The organism is Bacteroides sp. 1_1_30 (genome assembly GCF_020982715.1).
Lineage (GTDB): Bacteria > Bacteroidota > Bacteroidia > Bacteroidales > Bacteroidaceae > Bacteroides > Bacteroides xylanisolvens.
On record NZ_JAJKHN010000123.1, the window covers coordinates 1 to 14417 of the forward strand.

General features: G+C 37.5%; 12 protein-coding genes and 1 tRNA gene. 10 read left to right on the forward strand and 3 right to left on the reverse strand.

What is annotated here, in order from left to right; all coding sequences use genetic code 11:
- Positions 1 to 253: 253 nt before the first annotated feature.
- The 8 genes from LPH68_RS23775 (at position 254) to LPH68_RS23810 (ending at position 10285) form a co-directional block, all read left to right on the forward strand.
- On the forward strand, positions 254 to 1951 hold the full coding sequence (locus tag LPH68_RS23775; RefSeq protein WP_151923344.1) for a lipopolysaccharide assembly protein LapB: 1698 nt from the start codon (positions 254 to 256) through the stop codon (positions 1949 to 1951).
- A gap of 159 nt (positions 1952 to 2110) precedes the next feature.
- Entirely contained in the window at positions 2111 to 2500 is a 390-nt protein-coding gene (locus tag LPH68_RS23780; protein ID WP_117684395.1) for a DUF3244 domain-containing protein, read from the forward strand.
- A gap of 44 nt (positions 2501 to 2544) precedes the next feature.
- The gene (locus tag LPH68_RS23785) at positions 2545 to 3987 is read left to right on the forward strand and encodes a C10 family peptidase (RefSeq protein ID WP_117684409.1); all 1443 of its coding nucleotides are present in this window, start codon (positions 2545 to 2547) and stop codon (positions 3985 to 3987) included.
- A gap of 7 nt (positions 3988 to 3994) precedes the next feature.
- The gene (locus tag LPH68_RS23790; RefSeq protein WP_151923345.1) at positions 3995 to 5542 is read left to right on the forward strand and encodes a C10 family peptidase; all 1548 of its coding nucleotides are present in this window, start codon (positions 3995 to 3997) and stop codon (positions 5540 to 5542) included.
- Between the two features lie 7 nt (positions 5543 to 5549).
- On the forward strand, positions 5550 to 6299 hold the full coding sequence (locus tag LPH68_RS23795; protein ID WP_117684399.1) for a hypothetical protein: 750 nt from the start codon (positions 5550 to 5552) through the stop codon (positions 6297 to 6299).
- Between the two features lie 23 nt (positions 6300 to 6322).
- Complete coding sequence (locus tag LPH68_RS23800; RefSeq protein ID WP_120144796.1) at positions 6323 to 7042, forward strand: hypothetical protein; 720 nt, start codon at positions 6323 to 6325, stop codon at positions 7040 to 7042.
- A 19-nt stretch (positions 7043 to 7061) separates the two neighbouring features.
- The gene (locus LPH68_RS23805; RefSeq protein ID WP_120144772.1) at positions 7062 to 8309 is read left to right on the forward strand and encodes a C10 family peptidase; all 1248 of its coding nucleotides are present in this window, start codon (positions 7062 to 7064) and stop codon (positions 8307 to 8309) included.
- A 236-nt stretch (positions 8310 to 8545) separates the two neighbouring features.
- Positions 8546 to 10285 (forward strand): ATP-binding protein, encoded by a 1740-nt coding sequence (locus LPH68_RS23810; protein ID WP_120067580.1) that lies wholly within the window; start codon positions 8546 to 8548, stop codon positions 10283 to 10285.
- 35 nt (positions 10286 to 10320) lie between these two features.
- On the opposite strand, the gene LPH68_RS23815 is transcribed toward LPH68_RS23810, so the two are convergent.
- The 3 genes from LPH68_RS23815 to recO form a co-directional block, all read right to left on the reverse strand.
- The gene (locus LPH68_RS23815; RefSeq protein WP_211146283.1) at positions 10321 to 11547 is read right to left on the reverse strand and encodes an acyloxyacyl hydrolase; all 1227 of its coding nucleotides are present in this window, start codon (positions 11545 to 11547) and stop codon (positions 10321 to 10323) included.
- A gap of 22 nt (positions 11548 to 11569) precedes the next feature.
- Positions 11570 to 12517 (reverse strand): hypothetical protein, encoded by a 948-nt coding sequence (locus LPH68_RS23820; RefSeq protein WP_151923347.1) that lies wholly within the window; start codon positions 12515 to 12517, stop codon positions 11570 to 11572.
- A gap of 94 nt (positions 12518 to 12611) precedes the next feature.
- Positions 12612 to 13340 carry a DNA repair protein RecO gene (recO, locus tag LPH68_RS23825; RefSeq protein WP_004309477.1) on the reverse strand — a complete coding sequence of 243 codons (729 nt, stop codon included), beginning with the start codon at positions 13338 to 13340 and terminating at the stop codon, positions 12612 to 12614.
- A gap of 521 nt (positions 13341 to 13861) precedes the next feature.
- Between recO and LPH68_RS23830 the strand changes: the two genes are divergently transcribed.
- Positions 13862 to 13933, forward strand: a tRNA-Glu gene (locus tag LPH68_RS23830).
- A gap of 42 nt (positions 13934 to 13975) precedes the next feature.
- Positions 13976 to 14230 (forward strand): 30S ribosomal protein S20, encoded by a 255-nt coding sequence (rpsT, locus tag LPH68_RS23835; RefSeq protein ID WP_004309474.1) that lies wholly within the window; start codon positions 13976 to 13978, stop codon positions 14228 to 14230.
- Positions 14231 to 14417 lie beyond the last annotated feature (187 nt).

Sequence of the window (14417 nt, forward strand, 5' to 3'; positions counted from 1 at the left end):
AGTAAAGTAATTTAGGTATTAATAGAAAGGAACTTTTCTCACTATAAATAAGAAAGAATCTATTAATAGCTGGGAAATAATCAAATTAGATCACATGAACTTACTAAAGTAAAAGCAGATTTGAAATTAATTTAATGTATGATATAGACAGTACTAATTATTATTTCCCCGAACTAAAATAATCTCCCTATAAAAGAGCATAATATAGAAAATAAAGATTACTTTTACAATGAAACTAAACCACGACAGACAAATGAGAAAGAGTATTGCTATAATTATAACATCTATATTAGTGCTATCAGGATGCAACAAACAACAATCCGTATCTGACAGACTACTAAATGAAGTAGGAAAGGCTATTGCCATAAATCCTGACAGTGCATCCAACCTACTAAAAAGTATATCATCTCCTGAAAAACTAGACGACAAAACCTTTGCACGCTGGTGTATGTTATCAGGAAAGATTACAGACGAGATTTTCACCACCATCCTACCAACTTATCAATTAGAGAGGGCTTATGACTGGTATTCCTCGCATGGTAGTCCTGATGAACAAGTGCAAATTCTGATTTATTTAGGTCGCTCTTATTTTGCAGATGGAGATTATGATAAAGCAATGTCAATATATACAAATGCTTTGGATATTGCAGAAAAGAATAAATTCAATAATCTCATCGGATATATCTACGACTATATAGGCGATTTGTACAGAGAGAAATTCATGCGAACAGAAGCCATCAAAAGATATGAGGCTGCTGCCGAATGCTTCAAAAAAGAAAATAATACAGATAGCTATGCTTGCGCATTAAGAGATGTAGGACGTGAATATGCAGAAATGGATTCATTATCACATGCTCTACATATTCTAATTGTAGCTGATTCTGTAGCAAATAAAACTAAAAATATCGAAGTTACTGCATCAATCAACAATGCTTTAGGAAACATCTATGCAATGCAAAATAAATATGATAAAGCCGAAAAATATCTCCTCAAAGCATTATTGACAGGAAGAGAGAAAATGCCCGACTATGTAGCATTGATTGACTTATATACGACATCAGGTTCCATTAATAAAGCTAAAGAATTATTATCCAAGATTCCACAGGATAACCCCCAATATACATGTAGCATTAAATATCTATATTATCAAATTTATAATGCAGAAGAAAACTATAAAGAAGCTCTTGTCAATCTGGAAGAATATGTTAATATGGTAGATTCTATTGTATATGCAGATAGCCAATCCAAAATACTAGATATAGAATCCAAATATAATCACCTAAAAATCAGCAAAGAAGTCGATAGATTAAAAATTAAACAACAAAGCTACATTATAATTTCAATTATCTGCATTATAACGTTACTATTAATAACAATAGGATACCTATTATATCGCAAAAAAGCAAAAGAAAAAATCCAAAGACAACGGGATGAATTATACCTGATAAAAACAAACTTACTCAATGTGTCATTAGAACTAGAAAAGAAAAAAAGGTTATTAGATACATTCAAAGAGAAAAATGAATACTATAATAAAATGCAGGAAGAAATAATCCTCTTAACCGCCAATTATAAAGAACTACAAAATAAGTCTTTAGAGAATTCACCTCTATTTAAAGAACTGACACATTTAACGACTCAAAATAAACCAAGAAATAATAGATCATTAATAACAGATGAGCAATGGAAACTGATCACAGATGAAATAACACATATTTACCCCAATCTCCACAGGTACATATATAGTCTGTGTCCAGATTTACAGATACAAGATTTTATGTATTGTTGTCTTTATATGTATGGGTTTGACACTAATGCAGAAGCACAATTAATAAATATCACTGTCGATTCGGTAATAAAAAAACGACTCCGACTTAGACAAAAACTAGGAATTACGTTACCAAACAATAATACGACATTACGAGAATATTTAATTGAAAACATGCGCTAATATTCCTTTTTAGATCGAAATAATTTATTAGGTATAGCTATGTCCACGCAATCAGGTGTAACCATCTGATTATCAACATCAGTTTGTCCACGTCGAAAAACATCTTTTGCTTGTATTACCTCTCATATTGCCATAAATTTGCAAGAAACATTTAAAAATATGAGAAAGCTAAGTATTGTACTATTATTGATTAGTATTTCATTCATGACAATGGAAGCCAATAATCTATCAGAGCGTAGAACTAAGCACCTAGTTTTCGAAAGATGGCATTACCAGAAAAGAGCACTTGTTCCTATCCCCATAGAAGCCATTCTCGACGAAAACTCTATTGAAATTCGTTTTCTTGAAAACATCGACAATCAAGTCACTCTCCAAGTAAAAGATCAACAAGGAAATATCATGTTCCAAGATGTGATAATCCCCCCTAATGAGCAAGAGACTTATAAAATTGATTTAACAGGCTACAAAACTGGCTATTATGAGCTTCTTTATATAGAAAGAGACATGACTTTCATTGGGGAGTTTGAAATAGAGCACTCAATACCATAAAAGTAACAAACATGCAATCATTACGCAACTTAATAATTAAAAGTATGAAAAAGCTATTCTATTCTTTGTGTGCAATAGCCAGCCTATTCACCATCCATTCGTGTACGAATGATATTTCTGAAGATTTTATCTCTCAAAAGAAGATCAAACTTACACAAGATGAAGTCTTCAGCATCTCCTATGAGGAAACAAAAGATTTGGAAGAGAAAACTCTTTTTGATATGGTAAATGCTTTTGCTAATCTGCAAAACGGAACAACAACAAGAAGCAATGCAACTTCATTAAAAATTGTAAAAGAGAGTTTCATAAATAAAGAGGGAGAATTCAAAGAACAAGAACAAGCAACAAGAGCCATTAGCAATGACGATATTACATCTAAAATTTGTGAAATCGAATTTAGCAATGGCTCTTCTATGGGTCGTGCTATAGTTTCAGCGAATACAAATTTTCCTGCCATCATTGCCTTCATTCCTAAATGTAGTAGTGAAAAAATGATGGAGCAAACAGGAGCTAGCAAACTATTACATGCTTCAAAAGCAAGTTATCTATATAATACAATAAAGATGAAAGAAGCTGTAGACTCTTTGCGGCTCCCAACACTTAAGAAGATTAGTAAAGAACTAGAAGTACCTATAAATGAAATTTCTTATGAGAAAGTCAAAGATAATATAGTTGTTATTGATGCAAAGCCTACAACAAGATCAACTGCTGTACAAATAGGAGATATAGAAATGCAAATTCTTGAAACATCTATTTTTCCACTCGTGAAAACTAACTGGGGACAAGAATTTCCCTACAATGGAGCGTTCGGTTATAATGATTTACTTGATTGGGTAAGAACAGAAAATGGGGGAAAAAATTATACTGCAGTTCCCGCAGGATGCGTGAACATTGCTATGGCCCAAATGATGACGTATACCCACCGTCGTAGAATTCCACAAATTTCATTTCCTAATCCTGATGGACATGGTAGCTTTATTCCGAATTGGGATCTAATGGCACAAACTCCTAAGATTGATGATCCAGGATCTAGTGAGAGAGGACGCGGTGATGCAGAGTGTCTAATAATTGATCTTTACCGCGAAAATCATACAACCTCAAAAAAAGATTGGGATGGTGCCGTCATTGCAAGCGAAGTTTCTGAAGTAAACATGTTAAAGACAATGAATAAATATTTTAACTACAAACCTAAAGCCTCTTTTAATGGTGATTTAGCATGGGCAGCATTACGTGCAGGACGCTTAATTATGATGTTAACCTCCGATCATGCCTTCATCATCTCTGGCATGTTAATAACTGAAAAATCCATAGTTACCCGCCAATTAGTGAAGAATAACGATGTATACTGGCATGCCAACTTAGGATGGGCAGACGAGTGTACAGGTTACTATAAATTAGACAGTAATGCCAATACGTGTTTTGAAGCCAAAGGTATTAAAGAATGGTGCTACAAAATGGATTACTTAAATAATATTTCCGTAAGATAAAAACAATATGCCAAAGAATAAATATTTCTTATACACACTTATTGCTTCATTTCTTCTTTTATCATGCACAGATACTAACGTTATCAGCAACTTTAATGAGAAAAACACAGAGAGCGATAAGATCATTTTAACCCCGGAGGAGTTTACCAGTATTGCGTATGATGCTCCCCAAGAACTATCTGACGAGGAAATAACCAATGTTATCTCTGATTTTAAGAATAATATAGAAACTAAAAAAGTAGCTACTACACGAAACTCAAAACTATCAAAAGTGGCTATTAAAAAGAAGTATTATATTACCCAAAATAACAATATTATTGAAACCATAACTACAACTCGTTCATCAATACCCAATGAACTCGCTGTACCTATATTTAATGTTGAGTTAGCCAACGATGATGGCAGCAAAAGTCTGGCAGTAGTATGTGGTGATGAAAGAATGCCCGAAGTCCTTTTCTATACAGACAATTATTGTCCAGATAGTGAAACTGATAATAGGATAGGTTACTTACTGGAAGTATCCAAAAAGAATATCCTTTTAGATATCCAACACATAGAAGATATAAAGTCTACTAAAAGAGATTCTACCCTCTATAAAATCGCCCAACAACTAAACATTCCCCAAAGAGAAGTATCTTATCAAAATATTAAAGACCAAATTATAACTACTGATGAAGTATCTACCAGAAATAATAATCCGGGAAATCCAGCCGGAGGTGTAGAAAAGCCCAAATCAGAAGTAGTAGGTTTTGTTAATCCCTTATCGAAAGTCGAATGGTCACAAAATACTCCATACAATTCTGCGATGCCTGTAATGATGATTTTTGATGACGTCAATAGCGAATATGAAGGGCATATAGTAGTAGGATGTGCTAATCTCGCAATAGGAATGTTATTTAGTATAATAAAACCTGCCATGTCTATAAAAGATAACCAAAAAGTAGATTGGAACTATGTGACTTCAGTAGATCATATTGTCAGTAAGCCATGGCAACCAGAATTAAGTTCACCACAAGATTTAATAGATATGATTTCCGGCTTATTGTATAAAATATATGTAGATACAGGCTCACACCCTGCATATGAAGATAAAGTATTGCAAGATATCGAAACAGGTAGTAAATATACAAAGTCCGTAATTACGCAAACAGAAACTTCTACTCCCAATATGATAAATTACTTAAGAAGCATAACTAATTTTTCGGGAGATCAAAAAACTAAATTTGACGGAAATCTTGCCAAGCAATCTTTATTTGAAAGAAAACCTGTTTTCCTATTTGGTTCAGGGCATATAGTAGATAAAGATGGTAATATAACTGGAAAACTTGGAGGGCATGCATGGTTAATAGATGGAGTGGTTATTACCAGACATCCTCGACGTGCAGGGTACTACCATTATTGGTCAGTAAATATTGGATGGGGAATAGGGTCTAAAGCTTATTTCAGAACAAGTAATGATTTGCAAGATTGTGATGTCATATTTAAGACAAAGAAAGAATATGTTGCATACTATACCCAAGAAATGACTATGTTATATAATATAACTAGAAAATAGCCCAGCAATGAGAATTTATATTTTTTTATTTATTACATCATTACTCATATCTTCGTATGGTTGCTCTGAAGAACAACCATACGAAGTTGAAAAGAAGTCAGTTTCCATATGGGAAGGAGTGACATCACACATCATCATAGAAACAGACTTAACAGAGCACAACTATAAATTAGAATCAGAAAATCAAGAAATTGCAACTGCAACTCTTGACGTAATGGGCGTATGCATCGCTACATACAAAAGTGGGAGCACCATGATACGACTTATTGATACTGACAATAATAAGATAGTATGTGAGATCTACGTATATGTAATATACTTCAACAGCTCGGAAATTATCAATTGGGGAATTCCGCTCGAAGGTCATCCTGGTTCTCCGGGAATAATAATAAAAGCAATAGATCTAAGAATCCCTCCAGAGATAGAAATTGAGTTACGAGAAAAAGAAAAGCCATTCATCGGTGCCACTTATACATTCAATCAAGAAACCAAAAAGTTCACAATGAAAACTGATTCGGGGATATTCAAAGAAGGTACATACGAATGGAACATTACCTCTTTAACCCTAATGTATGACGATAAAACAGAGAAATTCGGCTTCAAATTTGCTACAGGAATGTCACACGGATATATTCTACAGAGTGACAAAACATCAGAATATCAGCAACGATATCCTGATGCCGGTATCACAGAAGTAAAAGTTAATTATGTCTGGAAGGATAATGAAATAATTCAATTAGGAGGGCTTACATTTTGATCGATACAAAAGTAGATAGACAAGTGAAATTGTTATTTCTGATATTCTGTATATTTACAATTAGCTGCTCAAACGAAGACAAACTAAATTGTGAACCCATTGAATTAAGTAGCAACTCCATACATATTTTAGCAGGAGAAAAAAGAATTGTATATATATTGTCTGATTTAGAAAAATTCCAAATGGGGCTTGGATTACAGTCTGAAAATCCTCGAATAGCAACAGTTGAACCTCAAAATGATAGTAAGGCAATCCTAATCACAGGAAACAGTGTAGGAAACACTTCCATATATCTGCGTGACTTAAGAAATCCTGATAATTTTGCAGAGATTGAAGTTATTTCCGACTACCTTTCCGGAAAGTTCATAGAAAAAGGAGATTCCTCCAGCACTTGGATAAATGGTGGTGACCTGCACATTCGAGAAATAATAGAGAGCGAATTAAAAGAAATTGCCAAGAACCGAACGGGAATACTATACTCTTTTGATAAAGATACTAAAGCTGTGGAAATTGATTACTCTTCATCCGACTATGACAATAATAAAAAGGCCGGAACCTACGAGTGGGATAAAGACAGCCTCACCTTAAACTTTAACAACAACATATCTAAACACGGATTCGCCGTAGTAAACGACCATGCAATTATCATTGTATTAGACTTTACTGAAAAGTATAAATCAAAATATCCGAATGCATCTGTAAGAGGTGCAAAAATCCAATGTTTTCTATCAGCAATTGAATAATTAAGTAAACAAAAACATTATGAGAAAAAACATATTTATATGTATCATTTTTGCTGTATCAATTTCAGCATGTACAAATGAACTAGACAAAGAGATTAATATAGAGACTAATAGTAGTCTTTATGATTTGTCAGAAAGTGAAGCACTTACAATTGCCAAAACGTTTCACGAATCTGTAACATCCGAACCACGAACTAGAGATAATAATACTGCATTTGGTATAAAAAGTACATATAGGCTACACGCTTCTGAAAAAACAAGAGCTTTATCAAGTGAAAAACTCCCCTTAATTTATGAAATAGAAATAAATAACGGTCCGAAGAATGGGAGAATTATTGTTTCCGGAGATAAAAGATTCCAAAAAGTACTCGCATATATACCTTCATTCAATGATTCGGTTTATCAAGTCTCTTTAGGGCCCAACATAATGATGCAAATGGCCAAAAATATTTTAATGGAAAAAATTCAAAACTACAAAGATACATCATCAACACGTTCTCGTCCAGTAGAGTCTATACCTGGGGAAGTAAGCGTAATGATTGTATCATTTTGCAGAACAAACTGGCATCAATTTACTCCATATAACCAACTATTGCCTCAAGCTTTCGTAGAACGTTATGAACGCATATCTCCTAACAGACCTGGAGGAGCTCTATATGGCAACTATCCTACAGGACAAGCTTCTATTGCTATTGCCCAAGCTATGGCATATTTAAGACCTTATTTAAACATTGACGGAATAAATATAAATTGGGAAATATTAACCATGGAAAAAGAAGCGACACAATCCAATGAAAAAATGATCGCAACTTTACTAAAATATGTCTACAATACAATTGGTGCATATCCAGTATGGGGAGAATGTTATAATTATGATAAATGGACTGCTACTGGACCTTCCACCGAGATTGTAAATTCTGTTATTGCAGTGAAAACCCCAATAAGAAATATTTCAAGACAAATAAATACTTCTCAATGCGGACTGACTTGCGATAATGATCAAAGCTGGAATTTAGAAGTTGTAAAAAAATCCCTACTTTCTCTTTATCCTGTTTTCGTAGGTGACCTAGACAAAGTCGCTTTTTTAGTTGATGGATATGCCATTAATGAAGAAAACTCCGTTTACCTCCATTGTAACTTTGGTATGAATGAGAGTTTTAATGGCTATTACATGGTTAATGATAACGGAAGCATAGTATTTGAGCCCGGTGGTTATTTTTATAGAGACATAAATCTTGGTATAATCGCTAATATAAGAAACCGATAAACTCAAAACAACGTTATTTACACATTAGTTGTCCACCTCTTTTATCACTTTTTATATTTGCAAGACATATATACTCAATCCTGCGATGAAAGAGATGAACAGTCAATAGAAACTAAGAAGGGGAAATAGTTTTCCCCTTCGGCAAATTTACAACCAACGCTGGAATAAGTCTCTATTTGATTGTCGGATAGAAGAAAATAAGCTAACTTTGTTCTCTATAATTAAAAAGGGCAATTATGGAGGCAGCAATCAAGAAAATACCATACGGGATGACGGACTTCGAGTCTATCATCCGTGATGGTTATTATTATGTAGATAAAACCCAATATATAGAGAAAGTAGAAAATATAAGCCGTTTCTTTTTCTTTGTCCGTCCCCGTCGTTTCGGGAAGAGTCTTTTCCTGAACATGCTGGGTCTTTACTACGACATCAACAAGAAAGACAAGTTCGAGGAAAGCTTCGGAGAATTATATATAGGCAAACATCCCACGCCCAACCGTAACAAATATCTGGTGTTGACGCTCAACTTCAGCAGTGTAGCCAGCGATATGGAGACTTTGAAACAGACTTTCAATACCTATTGTAAACTGGTGATGAGTGCTTTTGCCAAAGATTATAGTGACCTATTAGGGAAAAATATCGCAGAAGAACTGGAAAAATATGATACCGCAGCCGAGATATTGGGATTCTTATGCTTGTCCGCCAAAAGCAAAGGATTGAAAATATATCTTATCCTTGACGAATATGACAACTTCGCCAATAACATTCTGGTAGATTACGGCAATGAACGTTATCACAGCATCACCCACGGCAACGGATTCTTCCGCGGATTCCTCAAGGTAGTGAAGGATTATTCAAACTCTGTCATCGAGCGAATCTTCCTCACGGGAGTCAGTCCTGTGACAATGGACGACCTGACAAGCGGATTCAACATTGCGGATAATTATAGCAGCAACTCCATATTTAATAATATGATAGGTTTCAACGAATACGAAGTGCGCGATTTGATAGATTATTACAAAGAACGCCGGGACCTACCGCACTCTACAGACGAACTGATAGAAATCATGAAACCGTGGTATGATAATTATTGCTTTTCCACCGAAGCACTGGACGAACCGTCCATGTACAATTCGGACATGGTGCTCTACTTCATGAACCGCTATCTGCTAAACATGCGCATACCCAACACAATGCTCGATGCCAACATCCGTACCGACTATAACAAACTGCGCCACCTTATCCGCGTAGACAAGACTTTTGGAGAAAATGCAAGTGTCGTACAGGAAATAGTAGAGAAGGGCGCCACTAGCGGAATCATTGCCGACAGTTTCCCGGCCGAGAATATTATAAAAACCGAATACTTCAAGAGTCTCCTCTATTATTATGGTATGCTTACCATCAACGGCACTAGAGGCCCGATGAATATACTCTCCATCCCCAACCAAACGGTGCGCGAGCAACTCTATGGATACATGATAGACATCTACAAAGATAGCTCCGGTCTCAATTTGGAAGTGGAAAAGCTAAACATACTGATGTATGAAATGGCATACGAAGGTGATTGGAATCCTTACTTCGAATATATCGTCGAACGCCTGAACAAGCAAAGCAGCATCCGTGAATTTATAGAGGGGGAAGCACACGTGAAAGCTTTCATTCTCGCTTATCTGGGACTAAATAGTTACTATATCGCACGCCCCGAATACGAAAGCAACAAAGGATATGCCGACATCTTCCTCCACCCCCGCCTGATGCAGCTTCCCGACATGGCATACAGCTACTGCATTGAAGTGAAATACGCCAAACGGGACGCTTCGGATGCTGAAATCAAAAAGCTACTGTCTGATGCAAAAACGCAACTGAAACAGTATGCGACAAGCGAATGGATCAGGCATGACAAGGGAACGACAGAATTGAAATGCATCGCATTGGTATTTCAGGGTTGGAAACTAGTGAAAGTGGAAGAGGCATAAACAGCTAAGCCCTCCCTATACCTTATCATACTCTTTCATCGTTTATCATGGAATCTATATCCAAGCCCCAGCATCAGATTGTTGGGGTCTTTAAACTTGCTCAACTGGTATCCTACGTGCAAAAACAAATGACGTGTGACGTAAGTCTTGAGAGCCAGAATTTGATAGAACCCTTCCATATCGTCACCGCTGTATATCAAATTCCGACCGACGCCGACATTGATGGAGAAAACGGGCATCACCAGTTCTGCCCGAAGAGATAACCCCACGGCAAACTGCTTACGGAAAGGAGGACGATGAAACTTCAAATCGCCCAAGTAATACTCGCCCACTCTATACTCTTTGAGATTGGCACTCTCATCATATTGCGCATCCGCAGAAAGCCCTGCCCGAAAATAGTTGTTGAAATTATACATCGGGGCGAAATTGATGCCCGCCACACCGAACGAACCGGGAATCATACTCGACACATCGTCTCCGATCAGTCCCCTTTTGCGGGTGGCTCCGTAGATCACCAGGTCATAGCTGACGTGAGGTTTTATAAAGAGCCGTCCGGGAGTGATGGGACCGGGTCCCTCATCCACGCCCAAAGTACGCACGATGCCGATTCTTCCTCCAATAACATTAAGGCCGCCATTAGGATAATGCGTGTTTCCATTGGAAAAATGGGTGAGATCTACACCTGCCGCCAGTTTCCAGTACTTGTGAACTTGCCAGTTCAGCAAAAAGCCGAGATTGATGTACGCATTGATCTTGGAGCCAATCAGCACGTTTTGCGGATTGGATAGTTCATCATATTTCTTCCAGCCAAAAGAAGCCCCGAAGTTCCATTCGTAATCGAACGACAGACGGGGGGACAGTTGCGCGATACGTGACCCTTGAAAAGCGTATACCGACACGGGATTTCCCAATTCAGCGGGACTAAAGAAAGTATGGTAGGAAATGCCAATACCCTGATAGGTATGGGGAAAGAGCCTGCCGAGGTTGGATTCTTTGCTGAATCTGAAAGCGTACTTGAAATGGAAGGAAAGCGATTGGTCGATTTTCTTTTGCTGCGCATTGTCTCCTTGCAGAAAACTATGGGTGGAGACGATATATCCCGGACGGACGTCGAAGCCAAGCTGATGGCGGATCAGGGGATGGCTGACGCTGTCGTTCCGTTGCCCGATGATTGTCTGGGCTTCCAGATTTGCGTTGATTGCCGGATGTACCAGAAGGCAAAGGAGGCACAGCAACTGTATGGCGTTCCTATTTCTAATCATTGATATATTAGTTGTTGATAGGTTAGTTTTTGAGAGAGACATCCCTGTGTGTTATGTGATATTTTACAGGCATTTCGCTATGCAACGTACCGCTTACGGTTCGTTGCTTCTTGGTTTTGGGGTGAGAAACATAGAGGGTATACCGCGTTTCCAACCAATCATACACCATCCATAAAGTATAGGTTCGAGCAGTCCGGGGAGGAATTATGTCTTCTTCCTGCTCCGTATTAGAGCAAGACAACATTTGTTGTGCAGAAATGAGCGGTGCCCGTTTGCCGTTCATAGTTAAATATCCGTCTTTCATGCTTGGTATTTCCACCGTCAGACCGGCTTCGCCCAGTAATTGAAAAGCTTCGGGCACATCGCTTTTAAATCTCATAAAATGGTAAAAAGACTCGAAAGGGGAAAACGTGTATGTAGAAAAAACATCTGTAAAGTTATGAAAGGAGACGCCTTCTTTTCTCTCTGTCCTGTTTTCTGGATTGTAAGAATATGCATTCAAAGAATAAGTGATGCTATCCATCACATATCTGTCTGCCGGAGAAATCTCGACGCGTATCTCCTGCCACTCATACTCGTTGCTCGCCCTGAGCTGGAATTGAAAAGGAGCGGAAAGGGCATTCTCGCCCACCGTTATCTTCACTTCTTTGGGATGAACGCGTTCGATGGTGAAATCAATCATCTCTCCGGTGCACACAATCTTTCCAAACCCGTTCAGCGATGGACCTTGGTCAGTTGTTATCAGGCGATTGTCCGCATCATATATTTTATATTGAATGGGAAAATCGAAGGCTATATACATCCAATCCCAATTGGCAGCTGCAAATTGAATAGTGGCAACATCCCCGTTCCCGTCCAGCGTCAGTTCGGAATCGGAAGAACGGAAGTCGTCGACAAACACGTCTCCGTTACAACCATAAAACTCCCCAAGGATAAGAAAACAGACCGTCAGGTACAGGAATCTTTTCATATTGTTTCTCGCTTGTTCATTCTCTTTTGTTCTCTACGGACAAAAGTAACATATATTTTCAGAAACAGCATACAAACCCGCAAGAAGTTACTAATTAATCAAACAGTTCTTTCAACACCTCCAATGATTTCAATGCCGGGAAGTCGGGCAGATGCAAGCGGTAATAATCATTCATAATCGTCAGGCAACGGGTACGCTCCGCACGGCTCATGCCAAAAAGATGCATTGTCTCATAGTTCATGCGCATCAGTTGACGGAGACGGGCAGCCTCTTCGGGATTGATATAAGAGGAATGTAGTTGGGGACGAATAGAAGTGAAGCAGGCATTCAATAAATCAAAGTAATCGCCGGTATGATAATCCTCCAGATTCGGATAAAGTCCCAGAAAACGGGAAAGACGCATCAAGAACACCAGATGAAAATTGGCAAAGCCGTCTCCACACTCATCCAGCCAAATGATGGAATGTTGCAGATAAGCAAATAACGGACGATTCTCCGCCTCCTCCCGGATAGCCCTGTAAAGAAACTCCGACAGAAAAAGTGCCATCGAAGACTTATACGGATCGTATGGAATGGAAGAAAAAGGATAAAAGGATTTCGCTTCTTTCACACGATAAAGAGTTGCATTGGGGCGATAGTCGGCCTCGAACTCAATAAAAGACAAGGGCTGGAAAAGTACGGATTTCACAGCCGCTTTCCGCGAACGGGGCACTGTTACAAGAAAAGAAGCCCTGCCGGACAACTCTGTATACATATCCACAATGATAGATGTATCATTGTATTTCAATGTATGAAGAACTATTCCTTTCGTCTTTTGCAGCATAACCGATATTTATCTCGTTTCCAATCCGAAGCAAAGCTACAAAAAAACACAAAATAATCGGAGACATACGCCGTTAAATATCGCTTCCACTTCCTTATCTTGCGCGTACATGAGCACAAACCTTATAAATAATACGCTTATTTTGTAGCAGTATGCCTATAAATTCTTTGTTATCATTCATCGTCTCCGGTATTTGTTCCGTTAGTCGCCTAAAGATTCATTTAGTTACAAAAGAAGTTACCAATAAGCAGCTTTTTTATTTCGCTATATATAATAAGGTGGTAAGAAAACATGCTTCCTACTGTTTTTCACAGGAGAGATTTTTTTATATAAAAATCACAACCATATATTTCACTGAATATCAGCCAAAAAGAAAGACATCTGTGAAAAAAAACACATATTCATTGAAAATTTTTCTATGAATCATTTGCCAGTTTCAAAAAAGTTCCTACCTTTGCATCCGCAATCGAGAAACAAACACAGATTCGAGAAAGCAAAAAGCAGAAATGCTACAACAGGATGGCCCGTTCGTCTATCGGTTAGGACGCAAGATTTTCATTCTTGAAAGGGGGGTTCGATTCCCCCACGGGCTACAAGTTAAAAGAATAAAGAACTAAAAAAATAGATTAGTCGAGATGGCAAATCATAAATCATCACTGAAAAGAATCAGACAAGAAGAGACAAGAAGACTTCACAACAGATATTATGGCAAGACCATGAGAAATGCTGTTAGAAAGCTTCGTGCAACTACTGATAAAGCAGAAGCAGTTGCAATGTACCCAGGCATTACAAAGATGTTGGATAAGTTGGCTAAGGTGAACATCATTCACAAAAACAAAGCTAACAATCTGAAATCTAAGTTGGCTCTTTACATCAACAAGCTCGCTTAATAACAAGAATTTAACAATTCTATATAGCATCCAGGCTGAACTTTTAAGTTCGGCCTTTCTTGTTTATAACCCACTGAATATCAAACCTATCAAGGGCTCAGTTGTAATTCGGGTCAGTCCGAAAACCCTGTGGATATGTTAAATTCACACTGTCAGTTTGCATAATCTAAACATAAAGAATGGTATA

What these genes read in the sequence shown, in the direction of transcription:
- LPH68_RS23775 (WP_151923344.1), top strand. Translation starts at nt 254, where the DNA reads ATGAGAAAGAGTATTGCTATAATTATAACATCTATATTAGTGCTATCA.
- LPH68_RS23780 (WP_117684395.1), top strand. Translation starts at nt 2,111, where the DNA reads ATGAGAAAGCTAAGTATTGTACTATTATTGATTAGTATTTCATTCATG.
- LPH68_RS23785 (WP_117684409.1), top strand. Translation starts at nt 2,545, where the DNA reads ATGAAAAAGCTATTCTATTCTTTGTGTGCAATAGCCAGCCTATTCACC.
- LPH68_RS23790 (WP_151923345.1), top strand. Translation starts at nt 3,995, where the DNA reads ATGCCAAAGAATAAATATTTCTTATACACACTTATTGCTTCATTTCTT.
- LPH68_RS23795 (WP_117684399.1), top strand. Translation starts at nt 5,550, where the DNA reads ATGAGAATTTATATTTTTTTATTTATTACATCATTACTCATATCTTCG.
- LPH68_RS23805 (WP_120144772.1), top strand. Translation starts at nt 7,062, where the DNA reads ATGAGAAAAAACATATTTATATGTATCATTTTTGCTGTATCAATTTCA.
- LPH68_RS23810 (WP_120067580.1), top strand. Translation starts at nt 8,546, where the DNA reads ATGGAGGCAGCAATCAAGAAAATACCATACGGGATGACGGACTTCGAG.
- LPH68_RS23815 (WP_211146283.1), bottom strand. Translation starts at nt 11,547, where the DNA reads ATGATTAGAAATAGGAACGCCATACAGTTGCTGTGCCTCCTTTGCCTT.
- LPH68_RS23820 (WP_151923347.1), bottom strand. Translation starts at nt 12,517, where the DNA reads ATGAAAAGATTCCTGTACCTGACGGTCTGTTTTCTTATCCTTGGGGAG.
- recO (WP_004309477.1), bottom strand. Translation starts at nt 13,340, where the DNA reads ATGCTGCAAAAGACGAAAGGAATAGTTCTTCATACATTGAAATACAAT.
- rpsT (WP_004309474.1), top strand. Translation starts at nt 13,976, where the DNA reads ATGGCAAATCATAAATCATCACTGAAAAGAATCAGACAAGAAGAGACA.